Raw genomic sequence first — 26,763 nt, 5'->3', positions numbered from 1 at the left:
CTGTCGGGCTCGGGTGAACCCGCCCGACCAGGCTCCCCCGGGCACCTGGCTGAAGTCGCGTTTCCCGTACGAGTCCGTACACCCCTGACGCGGCCCCGCACGCACGCGCCCCACTGGGGGATCCGTACAGCTGGCTCATAGACTCTGATTGTCAGGAGCACAGATACATGGGGGCGTTGTGGGTGATCAGCAGGGCGGAATGCCGGATCCAGGCAGGGCCGAGGATCTGGCCGAGTTCGTCGGCTTACTGGGTGAGCTGCGCGTGTGGGCGGGGATGCCCTCGTACCGGTCGCTGGCCAAGCAGGTCGGACCACTGATGCGACCGGCACGCGTCGTCTCGGTGTCCACGGTCGTGGACGTGTTCAAGGTCGGGCGGCGTCGCCTGGACCTGGACCTGATGATCGCGATCGTTCGCGCACTGGGACTGGACGAGCGGGCCGTCGATCCCTGGCGCGCGGCGTACCTGCGCATTCAGCGGGACGCGAAGGCCATCGGCCCGGAAGGCGTGTTCCGGCAACTGCCGCCGGACCTGGCGACGTTCACCGGTCGGCGGGACGAGGTGGACCGGCTGATGACGGCTGCCACCATACCGTCGGCCGCGGAGCCCACGGTCGTGGTAGCGGTGATCGAGGGCATGGCCGGGGTCGGCAAGACCCAGTTGGCCCTGCACGCCGCGCACAAGCTGGTCCGCGCCGGCCAGTACACCGATCTCCAGCTGTACGCGAACCTGCGCGGGTACGACCCGGACAGGCCGCCCGCCGACCCGGCGGCCGTGCTGGATGCGTTTCTGCGGCAGTTGGGCGTGGGAGCCCAGCGGGTCCCGCAGACGCTGGAGGAGCGGGCGGCGATGTTCCGGGACCGGATGCACGGTCGCGCCGCCCTGGTGGTTCTGGACAATGCCGCAGAGGCCCTCCAGCTACGGCATCTGATTCCCAGCAGCCCGACCTGCCTGGTGCTGGTCACCAGCCGGCGTAGCCTGACCGAACTGCCCGACGCGACCGTGCTGATGCTTGGGGTGTTCGACGAGCAGGAGTCGCTGCAACTGCTCGCTCGGGTCGCCGGCGCGGACCGGGTCGGCGCCGAGCCGCGGGCCGCGCGCCGGATCGTCGAGCTGACCGGCGGCCTTCCCCTGGCTGTGGCGCTGGCCGCCGCCCGGCTGCGCTCCCGCCCGGCCTGGAGCCTGGAGAAGCTCGCTGATCGGCTGGCCAAAGGAGCAGGCGCGGAGCCCGGCGTGACGGCGGTACTCGATCTGTCGTACCAGGGGTTACCGCGGACCGCGCAACGCGTCTTCCGGCTGCTGGGCGTCGACCCCGGACTGGACGTCACCGCTGACTCGGTCGCGGCGCTGGTCGGCATGGACCTGGACGAGGTCGACCAGTTGCTGGAGCTGCTCCAGGACGAACACCTGGTGCACCAGCAGGTACTCGGCAGGTACGAGCTGCACGACCTGGTGCGGGCCTTCGCCGCCGAGACGTGTCGAGCCGTTGATCCGTCCTCGCAGCGGCACGCGGCGTTGACCCGGTCCCTGGACTGGTACCTGCACTCCGTCTACGCCGCCACGGACCTCGTCAACCGGAACCGGTACCGCAACGGCGACCTGCCGCGTCCGGCGGCGCTGCCGGTGGCCGAGCCGGTCGACGGCGATGAGGCCCGCGCCTGGCTCTCCGCCGAGCGCGCGAACCTGCTGGCGACGATCCGCTACGCCGCCACCGAGGGGTGGACGGGGCACGCCTGGCGCTTCAGCCAGGCGCTGTGGTCCTACTACTTCGCATCCGGTCTCAATTCCGACTGGGCGGAGAGCCTTCACCACGGCCTCGCCGCAGCCGAGGCGGACGGCGACACCGCCGCGCAGGCCGAGCTCTGGCACGCCCAGGGAAGCTTCGACCTCGTGGCCGGACGCTTCGATCGGGCACTTCCCTGCACCCGTGAGGCTCTGCGGCTGCGCAAGGTCGCCGGAGACCCGGTGAAGACCGCGGCCACCCTCGGCAATCTGGCCTGTGTCCTGTCCGACATGGGCCAGTACCGAGAAGGCGCCGGGTTCTTTCACGAGGCCCTCGCCCTCATGCGGGAGACCGGCAACCGCCACGGTGAGGCGACCTGCCTGCACAACATGGGCATCGGAGCCTGCGCGATGGGCCGCTACCGCCAGGCCCTGGACTGGTTGACCCAGGCCCTCGCGCTGTACCGGGAGTCCGGGGACGAGGACCACCAGACGTTCGTGCTGACCCCCATCGGCCTCAACTGGAGCCTTCTGGGCGAGCACGACCAGGCCGCGGCCACGGTGGCCAAGGCCGTGGCGCTCGCCGAGGAGACGGGCGCGAACCGACGCCTGGCCCCGGCGATCAACGTCCTCGGCGTGCTGGCCACCGAGCGCGGCGACTACGAGGAAGCCGCCCGGGAGTTCCGCCGGGCGCAGGCGCTCGCTCGTGAGATCGGCGACTGGGGCGAGGAGACCGAGGCGCTGTTCGAGCTCGGAGTCAACGCCCTCCGGGCCGGCGACCCGACCGGCGCCCTGAACTTCCTCGACCGGACCGCTGCCCGGGTGGACGACCACCGGTATCACCGGTGGCTCCTGCTCCTGCCCCAGTACCGGGGCGACGCGCTGCTCGCCCTCGGCGACCCGGCAGGTGCGGCCGAGCTCTACCAACGAGTGCTCGCCGCGGAGGACGACTCGGAGGCGGTCGTCCAGGCACGCGCCGCGTACGGCATGGCCCGCGTCGCTCTGGCCACGGATCCGTCGGACCGCGGCACTGCCCGCAGCTGGCTCCACGAGGCGCTGCGGATCTCGGCCGAAGCCGAGTTCCCCGCGCTGAAGCGGGACATCACCGCGACGCTCGTCGCTGTGGGGTGCTGAGGTGCTGAGGGCGACCTGACGAGCACTCACGTCGGCGTCGCACCGCGCGCGGGCGGGGGACACTGCCCTGCCGTTCGACCACCGGCCTCGAACCGCCGGTGGTCGAACGGCGGGCTCACGGCCCGGGGTGGGCCGTCGCCCATCGGCAGGGGTCGGTTCTCGGGCCCCAGGGCCCAGACGTCGGGGTGGGCCCGGTCGACCACCTCGACCTGAAGTTTCACACCGGGCAACTGGACGGTCCCCGCCGGGGCGCCGAGCAGGCGCTACGATCCCGACACTGACCACTGACCACCGACCGCTGGCCACCGACCGCTGGGACCGCATACCGGCGCGGCCCGTACCCCGGGCTCCGGCCGACCGTCAGTCACCCTGGAGAGGCACGATCGCATGATGAGCAGTCCTGTTGCCGACACTGTCCTGGTCACCGGCGGGTCCGGGTTCCTGGGCGCCCGGGTGATCGCCCGGGCCCTCGCCGAGGGCTTCCGGGTCCGCACCACCGTGCGCTCCCTGTCACGGGAGCCCCGGGTCCGGGCGGACCTGGCGGCCATGGGCGTCGACGCGGGCGACGCGCTGGCCTTCGTCGAGGCCGACCTCACCAGCGACGCGGGCTGGCCGCAGGCCGTGGCCGGTACCCGGTACGTCCTGCACACCGCCTCGCCCTTCCCGCTCGGGGTGCCTGAGCACGAGGACGACCTGATCGTCCCTGCCCGCGAGGGCACCCTGCGGGTGCTGCGGGCGGCGCGGGACGCCGGGGTGCGGCGGGTGGTCGTCACCTCGTCCTTCGCCGCCGTCGGCTACGGTCGGCCCGCGACCGAGCGGACCTTCACCGAGGACGACTGGACCGATCCGGACAGCGACATCGCCCCCTACGTCAAGTCCAAGACCCTGGCCGAGCGTGCGGCGTGGGATTTCGTGGAACGCGAGGGCGGGGGCCTGGAACTGGCCGTGATCAACCCGGTCGGGATCTTCGGCCCGGTCGTCGGCACCGACTATGCCGCCTCCATCAACATGGTCGCCCAGTTGTTCTCCGGGACGATGCCCGGCACTCCGCGCCTGTACTTCGGCGTCGTCGACGTCCGCGACGCCGCCGAGCTGCACCTGCGCGCCATGACCCACCCCGAGGCGGCCGGGCAGCGGTTCATCGCCACCGCCGGTGACGTCGTCTCCCTGCACCAGATCGCCCTGACCCTCCGCGACCGGCTCGGCGAGGCCGCCGGCACGGTACCCACCGCCGAACTGTCCGACGAGACCGTGCGCCAGGCAGCCGAGACCGATCCCGCCCTCAAGGGCCTGCTGCCCAACCTCGGCGTCATCCGCCACGTCTCCAACGACAAGGCCCGCACCCTCCTGGGCTGGGCACCCCGCTCCAGCGAGGACACCGTGGCCGCCACCGCCGAGAGCCTGCTCGCCCTGGGCCTGATCCCCCGAGCTGAATACGACCCACGGACGGCAGCGAAATGGCTCCCGAAAAGGAGGACGCAGTCGTCCGGGGGAAAGAGTTCGTCGTGGGGCGCGAGGAATCAGGTGGTGTAGTAGAGAATGTCATTGACAGGCGACGTCCCGGCCGGGCAGTAGAGCTGGACGTTCTCGAAGGTGGTGGAGAAACCGGAGTAGTACCAGAAACTGTTCGAGCATTCCATGCCGAACTCCCACGACGTCGCGTTGACGTCGGAGCAGGAGACCTGGAGGTAGTACTGGCCGCCCTGCTCGCCTTCGGTGACCGTCGAGCAGTTGACCCACACGGTCAGCGGCCGGACGTGGGCGGACCTGGCGATCGCCGTCGGCCGGACGGCGGCCTGGGCAGCGGGCGCGGCCGCGATGGACGCCCCGAGCGCCGCTGCGGTCGTGACCACTGCCAGAGCTGACGCGCGGGTGGTCCTGGGCATGGAGATCTCCTTTTGCATGATCGACGTGCGGATGAGGAGCGGAATCGGAAACCACGTGTGCGCCGTCCGCTGTAGGGAATGTCGCATCGATGCCTCACACCGTCAATGAGCATCACTGCGAATATTCTTGATCAATAATCAGGGACAGCAGATATGGCATGGATGGGAAAGCCGAGGATTTCGCTGCAACCTCCGATTCGGTCCGCGCGGCGGCCTACCCGGCGAGCCTGAGGGTGACCGCGGCCCCGCTGCCGACCGGGCTGTCGGGGACGGGATCCTGCTGGCACACCCGGTGTGCGGCGGCGGCCGGTTCGGGGCAACCGCCGACCAGGACCCGCGCCAGGTGCAGCCCGTGGGCGCGCAGTTCGGCTCGCGCGCCGGGCAGGCTCGCCCCGGTCAGGTCCGGGGTCAGCAGCTGGTGCGCCCCGGTCGCGGAACCCGCGACCGACGCGGGCGTGGGCGAGCCCCCGGCCTCGTAGGCGGCGACCCCGACCACCAGCGCCGCCACCGCGACCACCGCCGTGCCGAGCGGCACCCGTCGGCCCCGGCGCCGCCCGCCGCTGCCGCGCCGTGCCGCCGCCCCGGAGTCCCGCTCCGTGGGCCGGGGCGCGCCGTCCAGCGGCGCCATCGCCGCGAGCACCGGTCGCGGACCGGCCGTCACCCGCTGGAGCAGCTGCTCCACCTCGGCCCGCATGTCCGCCGCGCAGGCGAACCGCTGCTCGCGGTCCTTGGCCATGGCCCGCAGCACGAGTGCGTCGCAGGCGTGGTCGAGGGCCGGGACCCGGGCCGACGGCGGCTCGGGCTGCTCCCGCAGGTGCTGCCAGGCGACCTCCAGCGGGGTGTCGCCGAGGAACGGCGGGCGTCCGGTGAGCAGTTCGTACAGCAGGCAACCGACCGAGTACAGGTCCGCCCTGGCGTCGACCCGCTCACCGCGTGCCTGTTCCGGGGAGAGGCACTCGGCGGTGCCGATCACCATCGCGGTCCGGGTGAGGTCCGCCCCGCCCTGTTCCAGCAGCCGGGCGATGCCGAAGTCCATGACCTTGACCTGGCCGTCGTCGGCCAGCATCACGTTCGCGGGCTTGATGTCGCGGTGGACGATGCCGTGCGCGTGCGCGTGGACGAGTCCGTCCAGGACGCCCCGGGTGAGTTCCAGGGCGCGGCGCGGGGCCACCCCCCGCTCGTCGCGCAGCAGGTCGAGCAGGGTGGCGCCGTGGACGTACTCCATGACCAGGTACGGCAGCGGCAGGCCGGCGGCGGTGTCCTCGCCGCTGTCGAAGACGGCCACGATCGAGGGGTCGTTGAGTGAGGCCGCCGAGTGCGCCTCCCGCTGGAAGCGGGCGCGGAAGGAGGGGTCGACCGCCATGTCCGGCCGCATCACCTTGACCGCGACCAGGCGGTCCAGCCGCTGGTCGCGGGCCAGGTGCACCTCGGCCATGCCCCCGCGCCCGAGAAGTCCGGCGAGGACGTACCGCCCGCCGAGTACCCGCTGCTGCTGCATCTCCACCCTCTCCCGGTCACCGCCGACCGGGGGCCGGGCAGGTCGGCGGCACGTTAGCGGGGGTTCTTGTGGAATCCATGTGGTCCGGTGGCGTCGACCCCATAGCATCAGGGACATGTCAAAGATTGGCCGGAGCGACCACCGCGCTTCTCCTGAAGGCAAGCTTCGCCGACAATAAAAGTATATGAACGATCGTGCTGTATTATTTCAGACGATCGGCTCCATGTCCGGCAACCCCGAAGGGACTTCGATCGACGTCATGACGACCGAACGAGCACGTGGAGAGGCCACCGACCGCTACTGCCTGGATGCGGGCGAGGCGGCGGGACTGCTGGCGAACCACCCCTGGCGGCGCTTCGTCGTCCTGGGTGACAGCGTGGCCGAAGGGCTCGGGGACCCGGTTCCGGGCTACCCCGACCTGCCCTGGGCCGAGCGGATCGCCGCCGAACTCAGCCAGTCGCAGCCCGAGTTGGCCTTCCTCAACCTGGGCCGGAGCAACACCCTGGCGGCCGACGTGCGCGCGGGACAGCTCGACAGCGCGCTGGAGTTCGCGCCCGACCTCGCGCTGGTCGCCTGCGGCGGCTACGACGTGCTGCGCCCGGCCTTCGACCCGCTGACGATCGAGGCCGAGATCGAGATGATCGTCTCCGCGCTGGTGGCGCGGGGAGCCGACGTGATCACCGTGGGCATCTTCGACGGCTCCCGCTCCCCGGGGATGCCCGAGCGCTTCCGCGCCGGGATGGAGCAGCGGCTGCGCGAACTCGCCGACGCCACCCGCCGGGTCGCCGACCGCTTCGGCACCGTCCATGTCGATCTGTCGACTCATCCGGCGGCCGGCGAGGCCGACGTGTACAGCGCCGACGGCATCCACGGGAACCGCCGGGCGCACGCGATCTCCGCCGCTGAGGCGGTCCGCGCCCTCGGCGCGCGGCTGGCCTCGGTGAAGTCCGGCGGCCCTGACGCCGCCGTCACCGCCGCCGCGAAGGAGCCCACCCGATGACCATCCAGGAGGACGCCCCGCCGACCGCCGAGACGCCGTTCCCGGACGACGACCGCAGCCCGTCCATCGCCGACCGGGCCACCCTGTTCGGGGTGCTGACCGGTGGCTGGATCGCCCAGGCGCTGTTCGCGCTGGCCAAGCTCGGGGTACCGGAGCTGCTGGCCGCGGGGCCGCGTCCGGCCGACGAGATCGCCGAGGCGACCGGCGCGGACCGGCGCGCCGTGCGCCGGGTGCTGACCGCGGTGACGGCAGCCGGACTGTTCCGCGAGACGGCGCCCGGGACCTTCGCGCTGACCCCGGTGACCCGGCTGCTGTGCGCCGACGCGGTCCGCTCCAGTCGGCCCTCGGCGATCCTGTTCGGCGAGGAGGTCCACCAGTCCTTCGGCGCGATCATGCACACCATGCGCACCGGGGAGCCCGCGTTCGAGCAGCTGTACGGCAAGGGCTTCTACGACTACCTCAGCGACGACCCGGAGTTGAGCGCGGTGTTCTCGGCCGCGATGGGGAACGCCGCCGTGCCGTCCGCGCTGGCGGGCTGCGACCTGAGCGGCCTCGGCACCCTGGTCGACGTCGGTGGCGGTGACGGCGGCCTGCTGACCCGGGTGCTCACCCGCTACCCGCGGGCGCGCGGGGTGCTGGTGGATCTGCCCGAGGCGGTCGACCAGGCCCGGATCCGGCTCGCCGGAAGCGGTCTCGACCAGCGGGTCGAGACCTTCCCGGGCAGCTTCTTCGACCCGCTGCCGACCGGCGGCGACGTCTACACACTCGCCCGGGTGCTGCACAACTGGGACGACGAGCAGGCCGTGGCGATCCTGCGGCGGATCCGCGAGGCGATCCCCGACCACGGCCGGCTGCTGGTGTTCGAGCGGCTTGAGGGCAGTTCGGCCGATCCCTCGCGGGCGGCGCAGGCGCAGCTGATCGACCTGCTGATGCTGGTCATGCTGGTCGGCCGGGACCGCTCCGAGGAGGAGTACCGGGGCCTGCTGGACGCGGCGGGCTTCGAGGTACGGTCGGTACGGTCCGCCCCGCTGCACTCCGCCGGCACCGAGAGCGCGATCGAGGCCGTACCCCGGTAACCGGGTGGCGGCCCGAGCCACTCGTCGTCCGTCCGTCCCCGGTCCGCTCGGCGGGAGTACGCCACGCCGCGCGCGACCCGTTGCCAACGGAGGTCAGCCATGCCCAGCAACAGTCCCGTGTCCGCGACACCCGATCGGCTGCTGGTGGTGAGCGTCGGTCCACAACCGGAGTTCCACGACACCGTGGCCACCGCGCTGGCCTCGGTGCTCCGCAGAGCCGGCTTCGGCTTCGACACGGCGTGGGCGGACGGGCCCGAGGCCTACCAGGAGACCGTGCGCCGGGCGCGCCGGTTCCTCGACCGGGCGCTGCCGGAGGCGGTGGTGCAGCTGCGCGCCGACGCACTCGACGACGTGGCCGCGGTACTGGGCAAGGCCGCCGACCCGGGGCCGGACAGCGGCCGGGACACCCTGGCGCTGCTGCTGGTCGACACGACCGGCCCGGGCCGGGAAGCCGCCGTGGCACCCGAGGCCCTGGCCGACACGCTTGCGGAGCTGGGCGCGGCGCTGCCCGAGGGGCTGGACGCGGACCTGTCCGGGTACACCGTCCACGTCTACCAGCGGCCCGGACCGGTGGGCCCCGGCGCGGCGACCCGTCTGGCCGCTGCCGGTACCGTGCGGCAACTGCCCGACGAGCCCTGGCTGCTGGCCGCCGACGTGATCCGCGCGCTGACCGACTTCGTGCAGATCCGGCACACCGCCGCCACCCTGCGTTCGGCCGCCGGGGCCCCGCGGCTGCTGGCGGGGGCGCTGTCGGCCTTCCTGACCGAGCGCGCCGGATCCGCCTGGGGGCTGCACTACTACACCGGTTCACTGGTCTCCGGGCTGATCGGCGAGTTGGAGCGGTCGGCGGAGGCCGGGGGCAACCCGGTGCTGCGCGGCGCCAGCGAGCATGCGCTGGCCTGCGGCGCGCTGGCCCGCTGGCAGTTGGACCGGACGCCGTTCCTGCTGGTGGTGACCAACGGGATGGTGGACGAGTTCAAGGGCACCCTGGCCAACCTCCGCGAGAGCAAGGCCAGGGGCTTCATCGTCTGCGCCGAGTCGCCCGCCGACGCCTGGTTCCCGTTCCAGGGCACGGTGCACCGCGCCGAGGACTCCCGGGCGGTGCTGCGGGCCCGGCGGATCCGCTGCCACTACCTGGACGACCCGAACCGGCTGGCCCAGGACCTGGCCGCCGCCTACGCCTCCTACGAGGCGGACGAGGGACCGGTGGTGCTGCTGGCCACCGCCGCCGTGCTGGCCGTCATCGCCTCCCCGGAGACCGAGCCGGCCGTGATCCCGCCGCCGCGGGTCGCGTCCGCCCGTGTCAGCGAGTCGCAACTCACCCCGCTGCTGCGGATGCTGGACCACGACCCGATCCGACTGCTTTGGCAGTGCGGCCAGTTGGACGACGAGGAGCGGGAGCTCAGCTACCGGGTGGCCCGGGCCGCCGGGATCGCGCTGGCCGACTCGCTGACCCGCCCCGGCTCGGTCGCGCGCTACCGGGACGGGCGCCGGGTGGAGGAGTACCTGGGCACCCTGGGCATGTACGGCACCTCGGCGCGGGTGCACGAGTACCTGCACCGCGAGGGCAGGCTGCGGTCCAAGCGCGACCAGTCGCTGCTCTTCCTGAAGAGCCGGATCCCGGAGTCGGCCACGCCGTTCACCACGCAGGCCCTGGAGCGCTCGCTGCACGTGGTGCAGGTCACCGCCGATCCGGCGCACGCGGCGCCGTTCACCGACCACCTGGTACTCGGCCCCGCCCGGGAGTTCCTGCGCGAGGTGGCGAGCCGGGTCGCGCCCGATCCGGAGGTGCTGTCGCTGCGCCGCGCCGCGCTGGCCGAGGCCGCCGACAGCCCCTCGGACCTGCTGCACCAGTTGCCGCTGCGGCCGATGAGCGCCAACTACTTCTTCCACCGGCTCGGCGGCCTGCTCGATGACTTGATCACACGTCAGAACTACACCTACACCGGCCTGTTCGACGTCGGCCGGGGCGGGATCTCGGCGCTGCGGAACCTTCCCCGGACCGGCCCGGGCTTCTCCGGCTGGTACGGCCGGGCGCTGATGGGCGACGCGCTGCAGGCGGTCCCCGCGGTGGCGCTGACCCGGGACGACAACGTGCTGGCCTTCGTCGGCGACGGCGCGAGCTCGCTGGTCCCGGACATCCTGCCGACCCTGGTCCAGCACTCGCTGCTGTACCGGCGGCGGCCGGTCGGCAACCTCAGCGTGTTCCGGCTGGTGGACGGCGGGCACTCGATCATCCGTACCTACCGGGAGACCCAGGCCGGGGCCACCGCCGACCGGCAGACCCAACTGCCGTACCTGCTCGAACCGGAGTGGCGCCGCGACTACGGCGCGCTGACGGTGACCCACCGGCACCTCGCCGATGTCGAACCGGCGGACCTGCGGGAGCAGTTGCGGCAGCGGGGCTCGGTCAACCTCTACTCGGTGCTGCTCGCGCACAACAACGAGGGCGACGGCATGAGCCCGACCGGCGCCTTCGGCTGGCAGCGCGACGAACTCCCGGAAGGCGCCTTCACCATCGCCCGCCTGGCCCGCAGCCGGGCCTAGCCCACCCTCTGGCGTAGGATGAGGAAACATGACGATCATGAAGCGAGCCCTCGGGAACACCGGCGAGGATGTGACCATCCTCAGCTACGGCGCCATGGAGCTGAGGGGCGTGCCGCGCGGTCCCGAGATTGCGGACGACGACGCGGGCCGACTGCTGAACGCGGTCCTCGACGGCGGTATCAACCTGATCGACACCTCGCCCGACTACGGCCGCAGCGAGGAACTGATCGGCACTCACATCGGCCATCGCAGGGACGAGTTCTTCCTCTCCTCCAAGTGCGGCTGCCCGCTTGAGGCATCGGCCGACGCGCCGCCGCCCTACCCGCACGACTTCAGTCCCGGGAACGTCCGCGCCAACGTCGAGCGGTCGCTGCGGCGGCTGCGCACCGACCGCCTCGACCTGGTCCAGGTGCACATGTCGCCGAGCGAGGCGACGCTCCGGGAGGACCGCACGGTCGAGACGCTCAAGGAGCTCCAGGCCGAAGGCAAGATCCGCTTCATCGGCATGTCGGGCATCCTGCCGAACCTGCCCGACCACCTCGCGATGGGCGTCTTCGACGTCTTCCAGATCCCGTACTCGGCGGTCCAGCGCGATCACGAGGCGCTCATCACCCGGGCCGCCGACGCGGGCGCGGGCACGCTGGTCCGGGGCGGGGCCGCGCGCGGCGCCGCGTCGGAGGACAAGAACTGGCGGAGCGGGCCGCTGAGCCAGAGCCCCGGCGTCGCCCAGCAGAACTGGGAGACCTCCGGCATCGCCGACCTCCTGAGCGAGTCCGGCATGAGCAACATGGAGTTCGTGCTGCGCTTCACGCTCAGCCACCCCGGCCTGTCGACCACGATCGTCGGCACCTCCAACCCGGCCCACCTGGTCGGCAACATCGCCGTCGCGGAGAAGGGGCCGTTGCCCGACGACCTCTACCAAGAGGCCAAGAAGCGCCTTCCCCTCCCGTAGGATCCGGCAGCACCGCTCACGGAGTCGGCCGACGGCGGGCACGGCTCCGCGCACTGCTGCCCCGGCATGTCGCCGGGGCAGCGGCAGAGTGGTGGGCGGACCGACTTACGAGTCCTTCACCTGGTTGTAGATCTCCTGACCGGCCGCGTTGTAGGCGTGGATGTACGGGTCCGGGCCCGGGACGAACGAGCCGGGACCGGAGGAGACGGACGTGCCGGAGCTCATGTCCGACGCGTAGAAGAACGCGCCACCCGCCATGATCGCCGGGTACTCCGTCGGGTTGGAGCCGTAGCTGATGGTGACCTTGGCGACCTTGGACGTGTAGTGCCCGGCGCCCAGCGACAGGTACTGCCCCTGGCCGACCGCCTCACCGAAGGAGTCGAAGAACTCGATGGTGTGACCGGCGTTCCACAGGCGGTTGTTGATGAAGGTCGGCGGGGAGTCCTGGCTGGTGCCCTGGTCGCCCTTCGTCTCGCACTGCACGTACTGGGCGGCGGAGTTGACGGCGACGACGGCGCCGTCCCAGTCCGACGAGGCGACCGGAGTACGGACCGCGATCACCGCGTGGTACTGCGAGGCCGCGGAACCCAGGCAGGAGGCCAGGATCTTGGTGACGGTCCCGGCGTCGATCGGGGTCGTCTTCCCGCTGGTGAACGTCCACGTGACGGGGACGGGGGTCACCGGGCTCGACGTCACCAGGCCACCGCCGCCCGAGCCGGTGCCCGGTGCCGCGCTGGAGCCCGGCGTCGCGCTGTGGGTCGGCGCCGCGCTGGGACTGGCCGACGCGGTGGGGCTGCTGGTCGGGATTCCAGCGCCGAGCGCGGTGGTGACGAACTCCGGCTTGGCGGTCGCGTGCCCGCCGAAGGCGGTCACAGCACCGACGCTCACCACGGCGACGCCGGCGGCGATGCCGAGCGGCAGTCCCCAACTCCGGCGCGCCGAAGCGGGCTTGTCCTCAGGATTGATCCTCATGAGCAGTTCCTCTCGGATCCGCCGACGGTTCGGCAGATCACGATCGGGGGGAGCCGCGGGAATGCCCTGCATGCCATTCATCGTGCGACCTCCTCCACGTGGACGGGATTCTTCGGACTGAATGACGCCAGAAGCCGTGAGGTCCTCGGCCTCGGACCGGTCGGCCTTACGCCTCCCGGTCGTTCAGTTCCATGCCCTAGTTGTGTCCGGCAGCCGAGCGAAGGTTCCCCCTGGACTCCCCCACTTTTCCGAACACCCCCGTCCTGGAACTCATCTGCCGAGCAGTATCGCCGCGACTGCCTCCGGGGCCTCGTGCATGGCGTCGTGTCGGGTCGGGAGGTCGTGGACCCGCCACTCGGGATCGGCTCGGAGCCGGGTGCGGAGTGCCGCGAACGGGGTCCGGTCCTCCCATCCCGAGCAGTAGACGAACTCCCGGCGGGGGACCCGGGCGAACGCGCCGGTGAGCCGGATCGTCTGCAGGAACGAGGCGAGCGGGTGCGGACGGCGGCGGGGGTCGCCGCCTTCCGGCGGGCGGACGCTGTGGCCGGTGGCCGCGGCGCCGGTGGCGAACACCTTCCGGAAGTGCTCGTTCGTCGACGACCAGCACGACTCGCCGTCGCGCGGTACGTAGGCGTCGAGATGCACCAGTCGTGAGATCCGGCCGTCGGCGCGGTCCGCGGCGGCGGCGATCACCATCCCGGCGTAGCTGTGGCCGACCAGCGTCGCGTCGCTGACGCCGTGGCGGTCGAGGTGCCGCAACACGTCGTCGGCGTGGGTGTCCAGGTTGGCGGTCGCGAGCGTCGGGTTGTCGTCACCCGGACGCAGACCGGTCAGGGTCAGCGCGTGAACGGTGTGACCGGCGCGCTCCAGCAGCGGAACCACCGACTCGAACGCCCAGGAGCCCTTCCAGGCGCCGGGCACGAGGACGAACGTGGCCATGCGTTTCTCCTTCTCTCCCAGGCCGCGGTGTCGAGGCACACCGCCTCGACGCCATGGGGTGCGGTCGGGCGCTCCGCGCGACCGGTGACCGCTCGGCCTGGAAGAAAGTCTCACCGGACCAGGGTGTGGCTTGCCACCGCTAGGATGCCAACCGATGCCCGTTCACCGCCAACCTCGCCCGATCGCCGCGGCGACGTCGCACGTGTGGCCCTCCGGCGGGCGCCACCTGCGGCCGTCCGGCGAGGCAAGTGCGGTGCAGGCGCACGCCCGTGGCCACCTGGTGTACGCGGCCAGCGGCGTCCTGGCGGTGCACACCGAGCGCGGCACGTCGATCGTCCCCGCCAACCGGGTCGCCTGGACCCCCGCCGGGTTCACCCACTACCACCGCGCCCACGGCGACACCGACATGCGGATCGTCTTCCTCGCGCCGTCCCTCGCCCGGCTGGTCCCGGACCATCCCGCCGTGTTCCTGGCCTCCGGCCTGGCCCGCGAGGTCCTGCTCGCCCTGACCGGCCCCCGCAACTACGACCCCGCCGCGCCCGACTACAGCCGCTCGGCGCGCTCCCGCCTGCTCCGGGTCCTCGTCGAGGAGCTCCGCGAAGCACCCGAACAGCCGCTGCACCTGCCCGAACCACGGGACGACCGGCTGCGGGCCGTCGCCCGGCTGCTGCACGGGACGCCCGCGGACAACGCCACGCTGGCCGAACTCGGCAGGACGATCGGAGCCAGCCCGCGCACCCTCAGCCGGCTCTTCCACAACGAACTCGGCATGACCTTCTACGAGTGGCGCACCCAACTCCGCGTCCACCACGCGCTCGTGCTCCTCGCCGAGGGCCACGACACCACCCGGACCGCCGCCGCCTGCGGATGGGCCAACCCCAGCAGCTTCATCGCGGCGTTCACCCACATCATCGGCACGACCCCGGGCCGCTACCGCACCAGCCACCAGGCCACCGCCCCCGCAGGGCCACCCCCCGACCGCACGGGCACGACCGATCGCCGCCGCGGGCCTTGACTTCTCCGCGCCGACGTCGCAGCTTCTTATCTGACGTATCGTCAGATCCCTTCGGAGGGCTGCGAACCGATGGCAGAGACCAGTCATGACCCGGCGGCGGCCGATCCCGGCGCCGGTGCGCACCTCTCCCGCCGTGCGCTGCTGGGCGGGGTCGCCGGCGCGGTGGCGCTGAGCGCCCTGCAGTGGACTCCGGCCGGGCGGATCCCGGCCGCCGACGCCGCGACGACCATCGCGCAGCCGCCCGGTTTCCCGGCGGGCATCACGCTGTACCAGCAGACCTTCCAGAACTGGTCCGAGGAGGTGACCGTCGACGGCCTGTGGACCTGTGCCCCGACCGCCCCCGAGGACGTGGTCACCCTCGCCAACTGGGCCCACGCGCAGGGCTGGCGGCTGCGGCCGCTCGGCGCCGGCTACAGCTGGTCCCCGGTGGTGATCGACCCCGCGACGCCGCCCGCGCAGGTGGTGCTGGTGGACACCGGCAACCTCACCGCCGTCAGCGTCAGCCCGGGCTCGCCCGCGAGCGTCACCGCCCAGCCCGGCGTCACCATGGACAACCTGCTCGCCGTCCTCAAGAGCGCCGGCTACGGGCTCACCGCGTTCCCGGTGCTGGGCTACGCCACCCTCGGCGGGGTGCTCGCCACCGGCGGCCGGGGCACCGGCGTCCCGGCGCAGGGGGAGACCCCCCTGCCCGGCCACACCTACGGCTCGGTCGGCAACCTGGTGGTCAGCCTGACCGCCGTGGCCTGGGACGAGTCCACCGCCGCGTACACACTGCAGACCTTCCAGCGGACCGATCCGCGGATCCAGGCCCTGATCACCCACGTCGGCCGGGCCTTCGTCACCGAGGTCACGCTGCGCGTCGGCCCGGACCAACGGCTGCGCTGCCAGAGCTGGTTCGACGTGCCCGCCGCCGAGATCTACGCCCCGCCCGCGACCGCCGGATCCCGCTCGCTGGCCAGCTACGTCAGCGGCTCGGGACGGGTGGTCTGCATCTGGTTCCCGTTCACCACCTCGCCCTGGCTGCGGGTCCTCACGCCCACCCCGTCCCAGCCCTGGACCAGCCGGGCGGTGAACAGCCCGTACAACTACCCCTTCAACGACATCGTCCCGCAGAGCGTCTCCGACCTGCTCTCGGAGATCATCGCCGGGAACGCCGGCGCCACGCCCACCTTCACCGCCGCCCAGATGGACGCCATCAGCGCCGGACTGATCGCCACCGACAGCTGGGACCTGTGGGGCTGGTCCAGCGACATGCTGGCGTACGTCCGGCCGACCACCCTGCGGATCACCTCCACCTGCTGGAACGTGGTCACCAGCCGGGCGAACGTGCAGAGCGTGGTCAGCGACTTCTTCGCGGCCTACCAGGCGCAGCTCGCGGCCTACCAGGCGCAGGGCCTGTACCCGATGAACGGCCCGCTGGAGATCCGGGTCACCGGCCTGGACCAGGTCGCGGACTGTCAGGTCCCCGGCGCCCTCGGCGCGCAGCTGTCACCGCTGCGCACCCGCCCGGACCACCCGGAGTGGGACACCGCCGTCTGGTTCGACATGACCACCGTCCCGATCACCCCGGGCGACCACGCCTTCGCCGCCGCCATGGAGCAGTGGATCCGCAGCAACTTCACCGGCTCCTACGGCGCGGTGCACGCCGAGTGGTCCAAGGAGTGGGCGAACACCGCGGCCGGGGCCTGGACCGACAGCGCCGTCATCGGCGCCGACATCCCCGACTCCTACCGTGCGGGCCAGGCGGCGGACGACGGCTGGGACACCGCGGTGGCGACGCTGAACGCGCTGGACCCGGGCAGGGTCTTCAGCAGCGCCTTCCTGGACAACCTGTTCGGCTGAGCCCGCAGCGAACACCGTGGTCGTCCCGGATCCCGCGGCGGCAGACTGGCCGGATGAAGATCCTGGTACTCGGCGGCACGTCCTTCCTCGGCCGTGCCTACGTCACCGACCTGCTCGACCGCGGCCACGAGGTGACCACCTTCAACCGCGGCCGCAGCGGTCCCGACCAGCCCGGGGTGGAGGCGGTCCGGGGTGACCGCGACTCCCCCGCCGACCTGGAGCGGCTGGTCGCCGACCGCCGCTGGGACGCGGTGGTCGACACCTCCCCCCAGCAGCCGCACTCCGTCGCGCTCAGCACCCGGCTGCTGGAGCCGCGCACCGGGCACTACACCCTCGTCTCCTCGGTCCACGCCTACGCGGACTGGGGCAGCGTCCCCATCGACGAGGACTCCACCCGGCACCCCTGCCCGGCCGACACCCCCGCCGACCAGCCGTCCGGCAACCACCTCAAGGCGGGCTGCGAACGCGCCCTGCTGGAGCGCTTCGGCGCCGACCGGTCCCTGATCCTCAACTGCGGCCTGCTGATCGGGCCGCACGAGAACACCGGTCGGCTGCCCTGGTGGCTGGACCGGATCGCCCGGGGCGGCCGGGTGCTCGCGCCCGGCGAGCCCGGGCGCGGCATCCAGGCGATCGACGCCCGCGACCTGGCCGCCTTCGGCCGCGACCGGCTGGAGCAGGGCGCCGCCGGACGCTATCTCACCACCTCGCCGATCGGCGCGGCCACCTTCGGCGACCTGCTCACCGCCTGCGTGGACGCCACCGGCAGCGGGGCCGAGCTGAGCTGGACGGACGAGGCCGTGCTGCTCGCCGCCGAGGTCCAGCCGTGGACCGAACTGCCGGTCTGGGCCCCGGACCTGCCCGACTGGTCGGCCATCTGGCAGGTCGACACGAGCCGCGCGCGGCGCGCCGGGCTGCGCTGCCGCCCGATCGCCGAGACCGTCCGCGACACCTGGGCCTGGATGCGCGAGCGCGGCCCGGCGACCGAGCCGTACCGGCAGGGCGGCACCGTGCTCGGGATCGCCCCGGAGAAGGAACGCGGGCTGCTGAGCGGCACCGGCTGACCCGGCACCGCCAGAGCTGGTCGGGCAGGGCTGGTCGGGCAGGGCGTCCGTGACGCCTGATCCAGGCCCGGTCGGCTCAGCGGCTCGCGGGGTCCCGGGCGGGCAGCACCCGGCCGGTGACCTCGCCGAAGCCGACGCGGCTGCCGTCGGGGCCGGGGGCGGTGGCGGTGATGACCACCTCGTCGCCGTCCTCCAGGAACGAACGGACCGATCCGTCGGCGAGTTCGACGGGCCGTTCGCCGTTCCAGGTGAGCTCGATCAGGGCGCCCTCGGTGCCCCGGTCGGGGCCGCTGACGGTGCCGGAGGCGAACAGGTCGCCGGTGCGCAGGCCGGCGCCGTTGACGGTCAGGTGGGCGAGTTGCTGCGCCGCCGTCCAGTACATCCCGGCGAACGGCGGCCGGGAGACCGGGGTGCCGTTCAGCCGCACCTCCAGCGACAGGTCGAGGGCCCAGGGGTCGGCGCCGTCGCGGTCGTCCAGGTAGGGCAGCGGCTCCACGTCGCGGGCCGGGGGCGTGGTCCGGGCGTGGGCGAGCGCGTCCAGCGGGACCACCCACGGCGAGACCGAGGTGGCGAAGGACTTCCCCAGGAACGGGCCGAGCGGGACGTACTCCCAGGCCTGGATGTCACGCGCGGACCAGTCGTTGACCAGGCAGACGCCGAACACGTGCTCGGCGAAGTCCGCCAGCGGCACCGGCGTGCCCAGCGCCGAGGGGACGCCGACGACGAAGCCGACCTCGGCCTCGATGTCGAGCCGTCGGCTCGGGCCGATGCTCGGCGCGGCGTCGGCCGGGGCCTTGCGCTGGCCGTTCGGGCGGACGACCGGGGTGCCGGAGACCACCACGCTGCCGGACCGGCCGTGGTAGCCGATCGGCAGGTGCTTCCAGTTGGGTGTCAGCGGCTCGGTGCCGGGGCGGAACAGCCGTCCCAGGTTGGTCGCGTGGTGCTCGGAGGCGTAGAAGTCGACATAGTCGGCGACCTCGAACGGCAGGTGCAGCACCGCTTCGGCGCGCGGTAGCAGGCAGGGCTCGACGGCGGCGCGGTGGCCGGGGTCGGTCAGCCAGTCGGTGAGCGCGGCGCGGACCAGCGTCCAGTCGGCGCGCCCGGCGGCCAGCAGCGGATTGAGACTGGGACCGGCCAGCAGGTCGGCGAGCCGGGCGTCCAGCCCGGTGGCCCGGGCCGCGGCGGCGGCGTCCAGCACCTGGTCGCCGACGGCGACCCCGATCCGGCGGCGGTCGCCCTCGACGGCGGTGGTGAACACCCCGTAGGGCAGGTTGTGCAGGCCGAACAGCGTGTCGGCGGGCAGGTCGAGCCAGGAGACTGTCATGCGCGGTCCAGGGTGTCGGGGTGCGTGGGGTCAGCGGGCAGGTCGGCGTCCGGGCGGGTGAGCAGGCCGAGCGCGGCCAGATCCGCGAGCGGCTCGGTGACGCTGCAGGTGCCGTAGGCGGTGAACACCGCCCGCAGTGCGTCGGCCCGGGTGTCGGCGCCGGGGGCGGCCGGGGCGTCGGCGAGCGCGGCGGCGAGTTCGCCGCCCTGCCGGCACTCCAGCACCTCCGCCACGTCCCCCCCTGCCGCGCCGCGCAGCGCCGCGTCCGTGGCCGCCAGGATATTGAGGAAGCCGTGATGGGTGAAACCGGTCGCCGGATCGGTGTGCCGGACGGCGTGGTGCAGCCCGGCGGTGCACTTGAACGGCAGCGCCCGCGCGGCGCAGCCGCCGACCAGGGCCGCCAGCTCCGCGGCGGACGGGAAGGCCTGCGGCTCAAGGCCGCCGGTGCGGTACTTGGCCCGCAGACCGGCGGCCGCGAGCAGGTCCAGCGCGGCCTCCAGCGCGGCGCGTCCGCGCGCGCTGTCGCCGTCGGCGGGGCGGCGCAGCTCCACCACGCCCGCCGCGCCGGGCGGCAGTTCGCGGGCGAGCGCGTCACGGCAGCGCGCGGCGGCGTCGGCGGGGGTGCCGTCGGCGTCCGGTCCCAGCTCGACGCCGAGCAGGCGCAGCGCGGGCCGCGCGGCCAGCCGGTCGAGCGCCTCGGCGAGGGCGGCCGGACCGGCGCGGACCACCAGCACCACGTCGAGCGGTTCCCCGGCCGCCGCGTCGCCCACCTCGGCGATCCGGTCGGCGCCGAGCAGGAACGGGCCGACCAGGTCGGCGTACCAGGCGGCCCGGTGCCCGCGGTGCGCGGGCACGGCCGCCGCCACCGGGGCGTTGCCGGGCGGGAACAGCGCGGCGTCGTCGCAGAGCCCGGCGAGCAGCGGCGGTACCAGCGGTCGCTGCTCGCTCACTCGGCGGGCCCCCGTCCGCTCCAGCTCCAGGCGTAGCGTCCGTCGTCGGTGGCGCGGGCGCCCTCGGCCAGGTCCAGCGGGCGGAAGGTGTCGACCATGACCGCGAGCTCGTCGAAGTACTCGGCGCCGATGCTGCGTTCGTACGCGCCGGGCTGCGGTCCGTGGGTGTGGCCGCCGGGGTGCAGCGAGACCGAGCCCTGGCCGATGCCGGAGCCCTTGCGGGCCTCGTAGTCGCCGCCGCAGTAGAACATCACCTCGTCGCTGTCGACGTTGGAGTGGTAGTAGGGCACGGGGATGGACAGCGGGTGGTAGTCGACCTTGCGCGGGACGAAGTTGCAGACCACGAAGCCGTTGCCCTCGAACACCTGGTGCACCGGCGGGGGTTGGTGGATCCGGCCGGTGATCGGCTCGTAGTCGCGGATGTTCAGCGCGTACGGGTAGAGGCAGCCGTCCCAGCCGACCACGTCGAAGGGGTGCCCGGGGGTGGTGAACACGGTGCCGCCGATGCCGCCGCCGACGCGGTGCTTGACGTACACCTCGGTGTCGGCGGGGTCGTCGACCAGCAGCGGCCCGCTGGGGCCGCGCAGGTCGCGCTCGCAGTAGGGGGCGTGCTCCAGCAGCTGCCCGTACTTGGAGAGGTAGCGCTTGGCGGGGGTGATGTGGCTGGCGGCCTCGATCGCGTACAGCCGCAGCGGGGTCTGCCCGGTGGGCAGCCAGCGGTGGGTGGTGGCGCGCGGCACCACCACGTAGTCGCCCTCGCCGACCTCGATGCTGCCGAAGACGCTCTCCAGCACGCCCTGCCCGGACTCCACGTAGACGCACTCGTCGCCGATCCCGTTGCGGTACAGCGGCGAGGGCAGCCCGGCGGCGACGTAGGCGATCCGCACGTCGGCGTTGCCGAGGACGGTGCGGCGGTCGCGTACCGGGTCGGCCTGCCGCCAGCTCTCGCCGGGGAACAGGTCGTGCAGCCGGAAGTGGTAGGGCTTGAGCGGGTGGTTGGGCTCGCTCTTGTCCTCGGGGAGGTCCCAGATCCGGCTGTCGACCAGGGACGAGGGCAGATTCCGGTGGTACAGCAGCGAGGAGTCGGAGAAGAAGCCCTCCTCCCCCATCAGCTCCTCGAAGTACAGCCGCCCCTCGGGGTCCCGGTGCTGGGTGTGGCGTTTGGGCGGGACCGCCCCGATGCTGCGGTAGTAGACCATGTCGAACCCCTCACGCGTTCCTGAGGCGGACCGGCTCGCGCGCTCCGGCCCCGGCCTCGGTCAGTACGGCTGGCGAGGCCATGGCGTGCTCCCGTCCCCGGGTGGTGTCTGCTGACGGGAGGCAGTAGACGACCTAGCCCGGCCCTGTGACAACATCTCATGGATAAGCTGTGCAATCTGCTAAGCAGTGTCCCGCCGCAGGAGCATGAGATGGAAGAACAGCGCATCACTCTGGACCAGCTCGACGCGCTGCTGATCCGCACCCTGGGCGAGCACCCGCGGATGGGCTTCCTGGAGATCTCCCGGCTGACCGGCGTCTCCCGGGCCACCGCCCAGGCGCGGGTGCACCGGCTGGAGCAGGCGGGGGTGATCACCGGCTACGGTCCGGACGTCGACCTGCCCGCCGCCGGATACCCGGTACTGGCGTTCGTCAGCCTGGAGATCGCCCAGGGCGGGCTGGACGAGATAGCCCAGGAGCTGGCCCGGGTCCCGGAGATCCTGGAGGCGCACGGGACGACCGGCCTGTCGGACATCAGCTGCCGGGTGGCGGCCCGGTCCAACGAGCACCTCCAGGAGACGCTGATCCGGATCAACCGCATCCCCACCGTGGTCCGCTCCACCAGCGAGATCGCCCTGTCCCGGGTGGTCGCCCCGCGCTACCTGCCGCTGGTCGAGTCCGAGCAGCGCCCCCGCCCCAGCCGGGTCCCGGCCTACCAGGGCGACTGACCGGGGTCAGCTGCCCGCGTACGCCACCGCCGCGTGCCGGACCGCGGCCGCGGCCAGCGCCCGGACCACCGGATGCGGCCGGGTCCCGTCGCCCGCCAGCTCGGGCTGGAACAGGGTGGCGAGGAAGAACGGGTGCCCGGGCAGTTCGGCGATCCGCACCTCGCCCGCGTCGTCGTGGCCGCTGAACCGCAGCCCGTGCGCCCGCAGCAGCTCCAGGTGCCCCGGGGCGACCCCGTAGGCGCAGTGGTAGCGCTCGACCGACCGCTCCACCCCCAGGATCCGCTCCGCCAGCGACCCCGGCTCCACCGTGACCGCGCCCTCGTGCCCGACCAGCGAGCAGGCGAGCGGCACGATCAGCGGGTCCTCCGCCTCCGGCTGGTTCTCCGCGTGGCCGACGGCCAGCCCGCAGACGTCGCGCGCGAACTCCAGCAGCGCGTGCTGGAAACCGCCGCAGGTGCCCAGGAACGGGATCCCCCGCTCACGGGCGATCCGGACCGCGCGCAGCGCCCCGGCCTCGCTGCGGTACGGGCTGCCGGGCACCAGCCAGACGGCGTCGAAGCGGTCGAGGCCGTCGGCGGACTCGGCGTCCTCGGTCGGGATCCAGTACGCGTCCAGCGCCAGCTGCTCGCGCTCGGTGAGCGCGGCCAGCAGCCCGGGGATCCGGGTGTGCGCCCGGACGCCGGGCGAGCGGTCGCCCACCAGCGCGACCCGGGCCACCGGCCGGTCCAGCGGTCCGGTCGGTTCGGTCGGTTCGATGGGTTCGATGGGTTCGATGGATTCGGTCTGCGTGTGCTCGGTCGTGGAGGTCATGCGACCATCCTGAACCCGCGACCGAGAACAGCGCCAACGATGATTTATGACCTTTCCATAAGCGATACTGATGGCCATGGATCCGCACCTGCTGCGCACCTTCGTGGCCGTCGCCCGCCACGGGTCGTTCTCCGAGGCGGCGCGCGAACTCGGCTACACCCAGTCGGCGGTCTCCCAGCACATCGCCGCCCTGGAGGCCGACCTCGGGGCGGTCCTGCTGCTGCGCCGCCCGGTCGGCCCCACCCCGGTCGGCGTCCGGCTGCTGGAACACGCCGGACCGCTGCTGCTGCGGCTCGACGCCGCCCGCGCGGACATCGCCCGGCTCACCGGCGCGCCGACCACCCGGCTCACCGTCGGGCTCACCCCGCTGGCGCTCACCGCGCGCCTCGCCCGGGCGCTCGCCGACCTGCGCCGCCGACACCCCGGCCTGGAGCCCACCGTCCGGGTGCTCGGCCGCGAGGCGGTCCCGCGCGAGGTCGCCACCGGGGGCGTGGACCTCGGCCTGGTCGACGGCATGACCGCCCCCAACGACCCGCTCCACCTCGGCGACGTCGGCCCGCTCAGCGCGACCGCCGTCGCCGAGCAGCCGCTGGCCGTGCTGCTGCCGGACCCGCACCCGCTGGCCGGACGCCCGGGACTGCGCCTGTCCGACCTGTCCGACGCCCGCTGGATCGACGCCCCCGACACCGCGATCCCGCTCCGCCAACTGCGCGCGGCCGGCGGCGCCGACGGCTACCGGCCGTCGCTGCGCTACCAGGGCACCGACCTCCGGGGCCTGGCCGCCCTCGTCGCCGCCGGACACGGACTCGCGCTGCTGCCAAGGCCGTTGGCCGACACCCTGGCCGACGTCAGCCCGGTCCCGCTCAGCGTCCCCCGGCTCACCCACCGCACCGAGGCCCTGCACACCCCCACCGCCAACCCGCTCCCGGCGCTGCTCACCGCCGCGCTCACCGACTGAACCAGGCCCGCCCGCCCCGCGACCGGGCAGGATGGCCGGATGCCGAACCACACCGCCCGCCGCGCCGAAGCCGTGGTCACCGCGAAACTCCGCCGCGACGCGACCGCCCCGGCCGCCGGACCGCTGGGCGCCCGCCTCGGCCAGTGGGGCCGCACGGTGGCGCTGCGCGTCCCGGCGCTGTCCGGACTGGCCCCCTACAACAAGGCACGCGGCGTCAACGAGGACGACCTGCCGTACCTCGACGAGGTCCGCGCGTTCTTCACCGACGCCGGAATCGTTCCCACGCTGGAGGTCTGGGCGGGCGACGCCAACGACCGCCTCGGCGCCGCCCTGGCCCGCCGCGGCCTGTACGCGGGCGGCGTCACCGCGACCCTGCACCTCCACCTCGACCGCCCACGCCCGCCGATCCCCGCCCCGGCCCGGGTCACCGTCGAGGAGCTGGACCCGGCCGACGACTCCCCGGAGTACCTCGCCACCCTCGTCGGCGGATACCGACTCACCGACGCGGAACCGCGTCTGCTGACCATGCTGGGCACCGAGCAGGACCCGGCGGCGGTCCGCCGCTACCTGGCCCGGGTGGACGGCCGCCCGGCGGCGGCGAGCCTCTACCCCCACCCCGACGGCGCGCTGCTCAGCGGCGCCGCCACCCTGCCCGAGTACCGCCGCCACGGCTGCCAGACCGCCCTGATCGCCCGCCGCCTCGGCGACGCCGCCGCGCTGACCGACCTGGCCGTGGTGACCGTGGCCTACGGCTCACCCAGCCACACCAACCTCACCCGCACCGGCTTCCAGCAGACCCACACCCGCACCGCCTGGCGCCCGCTCGACTCCTTCCGCTAGCTCCGCGATTCGGGGGATCCGGGCCGTCGGACACGGAGAGCGATGGCGGGGCCGCGGTCCCGGGGAATCGGGCGGCACTCGTCACTCAAAGTGATGAACTCCCAACTCTCCGGCCGCGCAGGCGGGTTAGGATCGCGGCGACCGAAGGAGCGCCATTGACGACCCTCGTCCTGCCACCCGAGCAGTTCGCCGCGGAGTTGCCCAAGCACGTCGTGTCCGCGAGCGTGCTGCTCACCGACCCGGACGGCCGGGTGCTGATGCTGCACCAGTCCGTCGGCTACCCGGGGCATCCGGCCTGGTGGCAGCTGCCGGGCGGGCTCGCGGACCCGGACGAGCCGCCGCAGCGGACGGCCGTGCGCGAGCTCCGCGAGGAGAGCGGGCTCGAACTGGCCGACGGACTGCCGCTGCTGCTGGTGGACTACCGCTCCGCGAACGACGGCTGGCCGCCGGTGATCGACTTCTGCTTCGACGGCGGCACGGTCGCCCCCGACCAGCCGATCGAGCTCAGCGCCGAACACGACCGCTACGCCTGGCGGTCGTACCAGGACTGGCGGCGCTACCTCCAGCCGCCGCAGCGGGCCTGGTTCGCCGCGCTGTGGCGGGCCCGCCGGGCCGCGGCGCCGCGCTTCGTCAACGACGGCCACGAGCCCGGGGCCGGTCCGCACCGCGCCCACTGACAGCGCGGACGGGCGCCTGCCGCCACCGGCCGAGTCGCTGTGGGCCAAGCGGGCGAACCACCGTGCCGCCGGCCGTCCCGCTGGGTACGGCGTGGGGGTGCGGGGAGGCCGGTCGAGAGGGAACCGATGGGATTCAACAGTCAGGACGCCAGCGAAGCAACCGACCCGTCGGGAGTGCGACCGCCCTCCGAGCACGACGCCCGGGCCGTCGCCGAAGGCCCTGGCGGCCCGAGCGGCCTCAGCGGCCGCCGCCGGACGCTGGCCACCTGGTCCACGCTGGCCTTGGCGGTGCTGGTGCTGGCCCTGGTGGTGTACTGCGTCCATGACGCGCTGGCCGCCCCCGGCAAACAGGGGGCGACCGCCAAACTGGCCCGCTGGGGCCGCTGCCACCACCTGGTGGTGGTCGCGGACCTGATCGACGGCCGCGCCCGCACCGCGTCCGCCGCCGACTACTGCTCGGTGACCGGCCCCGCCGTGCTGCGGGCGCACCACTCCAAGACCCTGTCCCGGCCCCGACCGGCGGTCCCGGTGGTGCCGGTCCACCCGCCGGTGGTGCCGCTGGTGTCCCCGGCGATGCCGGGCGAGGGCGTGTTCAGCCCGCTGGTCAGGGTCAAGGGGCAGCCGGTGATCCAGCGCGCGCTGATGCGCCCCGACGGCTACGACGCCACCTTCCCGGTGGGCGTGGTCTGGATGAAGCACGGCGCGCTCCGGTTCCAGCTGCACCCGGGGGCCGCCGAACCCGGCGGCAGCTGGCCGGTGCCCGCGACGGTGCCGCCGGGACAGCGCACCGGCCTGGTCGCCACCTACAACGGCGGCTTCAAACTCTCCAACGGCGACTCGCACGGGGGCTTCTACCTCGACGGCAGCACCGGCGTCCCGCTCGTCGACGGGGCCGCCTCGGAGGTCTTCCACCGCGACGGCTCGCTCACCATCGGCGTGTGGGGCCATGGCGTGGGGATGGCCCCGGACGTGGTCGGCGTGCGCCAGTGCCTGGTGCCGCTGGTCTCCGGCGGGCAGGTGACCGAGGCGGTGCACGACGGCGGCGCCGACGTGTGGGGGCTGACCGACGGCGGCAACTCCTTCGTGGCGCGCTCGGGCGTGGGCATCGACCGGAACGGCGACATCCTCTACGCGGGCGGGCGGCTGATGTCCGTGGAGACGCTGGCGACCGTGCTGCAACGGGCCGGCGCGGTGACCGCGATGATGCTGGACATCAACCTCAGCTGGCCCTCGTTCATCTCCTACGACGGCAGCAGGACGCCGGCCGACCCGGTCCCGTACAACCTGGTGAACTTCGTCCGCGCGCCCACCCGCTACTACGACCAGTCCAGCCGGGACTTCGTGGCCGTGTACGCCCGGGGCTGAGCGCTCCCCCACCCGACAGCACCGGCGCCCGCGCCGACCAGCCCACGGGCCTCCCGGCGGGGCGTCATCGCGCGTCAGATTCGAACACTTATTCCCCAGGTGATTCACGGGCCGAATTGACGGGTGCATCTCGAACGCCCCTTCCACCCCGGCGGATCCATGACAAGCAACGCAATCCCAGAATCGGCCGTGGTGATCCCGCGCACACCCGCCCCGGAGGTCGCGAACCGGCCGCCCACGCCCGCGAGGCACCACCGGCGGCCCGCGATCCG

The 26,763-nt window shown here is 73.2% G+C and carries 22 protein-coding genes; 14 read left to right on the top strand and 8 right to left on the bottom strand.

Annotation, left to right across the window (positions count from 1 at the left end; genetic code table 11):
* Window positions 1-199 precede the first annotated feature (199 nt).
* Complete coding sequence (locus GXP74_RS16440) at window positions 200-2,854, top strand: tetratricopeptide repeat protein (protein ID WP_182452221.1); 2,655 nt, start codon at window positions 200-202, stop codon at window positions 2,852-2,854.
* A gap of 390 nt (window positions 2,855-3,244) precedes the next feature.
* The gene (locus GXP74_RS16435; protein ID WP_182452220.1) at window positions 3,245-4,387 is read left to right on the top strand and encodes an aldehyde reductase; all 1,143 of its coding nucleotides are present in this window, start codon (window positions 3,245-3,247) and stop codon (window positions 4,385-4,387) included.
* Here the strand turns inward: GXP74_RS16435 and GXP74_RS16430 are convergent.
* Window positions 4,375-4,740, bottom strand: coding sequence for a hypothetical protein (locus tag GXP74_RS16430; RefSeq protein ID WP_182452219.1), 366 nt, complete (start codon window positions 4,738-4,740; stop codon window positions 4,375-4,377). The genes GXP74_RS16435 and GXP74_RS16430 overlap by 13 nt on opposite strands.
* Before the next feature lie 214 nt (window positions 4,741-4,954).
* A complete protein-coding gene (locus GXP74_RS40330) occupies window positions 4,955-6,238 on the bottom strand; it encodes a protein kinase (protein WP_225447982.1) in 1,284 nt (427 codons plus the stop codon).
* A gap of 259 nt (window positions 6,239-6,497) precedes the next feature.
* Between GXP74_RS40330 and GXP74_RS16420 the strand changes: the two genes are divergently transcribed.
* The 4 genes from GXP74_RS16420 to GXP74_RS16405 all read left to right on the top strand — a co-directional run bounded on the left by GXP74_RS16420 (window position 6,498) and on the right by GXP74_RS16405 (window position 11,813).
* Window positions 6,498-7,238: an SGNH/GDSL hydrolase family protein gene (locus GXP74_RS16420; protein WP_182452218.1), complete on the top strand. Its 741-nt coding sequence runs from the start codon at window positions 6,498-6,500 to the stop codon at window positions 7,236-7,238.
* A complete protein-coding gene (locus tag GXP74_RS16415; protein ID WP_182452217.1) occupies window positions 7,235-8,314 on the top strand; it encodes a methyltransferase in 1,080 nt (359 codons plus the stop codon). Before GXP74_RS16420 ends, GXP74_RS16415 begins: the two co-directional genes overlap by 4 nt.
* A 99-nt stretch (window positions 8,315-8,413) precedes the next feature.
* Window positions 8,414-10,861: a hypothetical protein gene (locus GXP74_RS16410; protein ID WP_182452216.1), complete on the top strand. Its 2,448-nt coding sequence runs from the start codon at window positions 8,414-8,416 to the stop codon at window positions 10,859-10,861.
* A gap of 28 nt (window positions 10,862-10,889) precedes the next feature.
* Window positions 10,890-11,813 (top strand): aldo/keto reductase, encoded by a 924-nt coding sequence (locus GXP74_RS16405; protein WP_182452215.1) that lies wholly within the window; start codon window positions 10,890-10,892, stop codon window positions 11,811-11,813.
* A gap of 105 nt (window positions 11,814-11,918) precedes the next feature.
* On the opposite strand, the gene GXP74_RS16400 is transcribed toward GXP74_RS16405, so the two are convergent.
* The gene (locus GXP74_RS16400) at window positions 11,919-12,785 is read right to left on the bottom strand and encodes a hypothetical protein (protein WP_182452214.1); all 867 of its coding nucleotides are present in this window, start codon (window positions 12,783-12,785) and stop codon (window positions 11,919-11,921) included.
* A 270-nt stretch (window positions 12,786-13,055) separates the two neighbouring features.
* On the bottom strand, window positions 13,056-13,724 hold the full coding sequence (locus GXP74_RS16395; RefSeq protein ID WP_182452213.1) for an alpha/beta fold hydrolase: 669 nt from the start codon (window positions 13,722-13,724) through the stop codon (window positions 13,056-13,058).
* Window positions 13,725-13,878: 154 nt separating this feature from the next.
* On the opposite strand from GXP74_RS16395, the gene GXP74_RS16390 reads away from it, so the two are divergent.
* The 3 genes from GXP74_RS16390 (at window position 13,879) to GXP74_RS16380 (ending at window position 17,642) form a co-directional block, all read left to right on the top strand.
* On the top strand, window positions 13,879-14,739 hold the full coding sequence (locus GXP74_RS16390; protein WP_182452212.1) for a helix-turn-helix domain-containing protein: 861 nt from the start codon (window positions 13,879-13,881) through the stop codon (window positions 14,737-14,739).
* 69 nt (window positions 14,740-14,808) lie between these two features.
* A complete protein-coding gene (locus GXP74_RS16385) occupies window positions 14,809-16,581 on the top strand; it encodes a cholesterol oxidase substrate-binding domain-containing protein (protein WP_182452211.1) in 1,773 nt (590 codons plus the stop codon).
* A gap of 53 nt (window positions 16,582-16,634) precedes the next feature.
* Window positions 16,635-17,642, top strand: coding sequence for an NAD-dependent epimerase/dehydratase family protein (locus GXP74_RS16380; protein WP_182452210.1), 1,008 nt, complete (start codon window positions 16,635-16,637; stop codon window positions 17,640-17,642).
* Between the two features lie 76 nt (window positions 17,643-17,718).
* Here the strand turns inward: GXP74_RS16380 and fahA are convergent, their stop codons facing one another.
* Genes fahA through GXP74_RS16365 form a run of 3 tightly spaced genes read right to left on the bottom strand, consistent with a single transcriptional unit; the run spans window position 17,719 to window position 21,115 of the window.
* Complete coding sequence (fahA, locus tag GXP74_RS16375) at window positions 17,719-18,966, bottom strand: fumarylacetoacetase (RefSeq protein ID WP_182452209.1); 1,248 nt, start codon at window positions 18,964-18,966, stop codon at window positions 17,719-17,721.
* Window positions 18,963-19,916 (bottom strand): hypothetical protein, encoded by a 954-nt coding sequence (locus GXP74_RS16370; protein WP_225447981.1) that lies wholly within the window; start codon window positions 19,914-19,916, stop codon window positions 18,963-18,965. Before GXP74_RS16370 ends, fahA begins: the two co-directional genes overlap by 4 nt.
* A complete protein-coding gene (locus GXP74_RS16365; RefSeq protein ID WP_182452208.1) occupies window positions 19,913-21,115 on the bottom strand; it encodes a homogentisate 1,2-dioxygenase in 1,203 nt (400 codons plus the stop codon). Before GXP74_RS16365 ends, GXP74_RS16370 begins: the two co-directional genes overlap by 4 nt.
* Before the next feature lie 210 nt (window positions 21,116-21,325).
* Between GXP74_RS16365 and GXP74_RS16360 the strand changes: the two genes are divergently transcribed.
* Window positions 21,326-21,841, top strand: a complete 516-nt coding sequence (locus GXP74_RS16360; RefSeq protein ID WP_182452207.1) for an Lrp/AsnC family transcriptional regulator — start codon at window positions 21,326-21,328, stop codon at window positions 21,839-21,841.
* A 6-nt stretch (window positions 21,842-21,847) separates the two neighbouring features.
* Here GXP74_RS16360 and GXP74_RS16355 read toward each other — a convergent pair whose 3' ends face one another.
* A complete protein-coding gene (locus tag GXP74_RS16355) occupies window positions 21,848-22,651 on the bottom strand; it encodes a hypothetical protein (protein ID WP_182452206.1) in 804 nt (267 codons plus the stop codon).
* A 76-nt stretch (window positions 22,652-22,727) separates the two neighbouring features.
* Here GXP74_RS16355 and GXP74_RS16350 point away from each other — a divergent pair, with 76 nt between their 5' ends.
* The 4 genes from GXP74_RS16350 to GXP74_RS41820 all read left to right on the top strand — a co-directional run bounded on the left by GXP74_RS16350 (window position 22,728) and on the right by GXP74_RS41820 (window position 26,491).
* On the top strand, window positions 22,728-23,609 hold the full coding sequence (locus GXP74_RS16350; RefSeq protein ID WP_182452205.1) for a LysR family transcriptional regulator: 882 nt from the start codon (window positions 22,728-22,730) through the stop codon (window positions 23,607-23,609).
* Between the two features lie 39 nt (window positions 23,610-23,648).
* Window positions 23,649-24,449 (top strand): hypothetical protein, encoded by an 801-nt coding sequence (locus GXP74_RS16345; protein WP_182452204.1) that lies wholly within the window; start codon window positions 23,649-23,651, stop codon window positions 24,447-24,449.
* 155 nt (window positions 24,450-24,604) lie between these two features.
* Window positions 24,605-25,126, top strand: a complete 522-nt coding sequence (locus GXP74_RS16340) for an NUDIX domain-containing protein (RefSeq protein WP_304940913.1) — start codon at window positions 24,605-24,607, stop codon at window positions 25,124-25,126.
* A gap of 126 nt (window positions 25,127-25,252) precedes the next feature.
* Window positions 25,253-26,491 (top strand): phosphodiester glycosidase family protein, encoded by a 1,239-nt coding sequence (locus GXP74_RS41820; RefSeq protein ID WP_182452203.1) that lies wholly within the window; start codon window positions 25,253-25,255, stop codon window positions 26,489-26,491.
* The last annotated feature ends 272 nt before the right edge of the window (window positions 26,492-26,763 follow it).

Origin of the sequence: Streptacidiphilus sp. P02-A3a (assembly GCF_014084105.1) — a bacterium.
GTDB lineage: Bacteria > Actinomycetota > Actinomycetes > Streptomycetales > Streptomycetaceae > Streptacidiphilus.
This window is presented reverse-complemented; position numbering and strand designations above follow the sequence as displayed.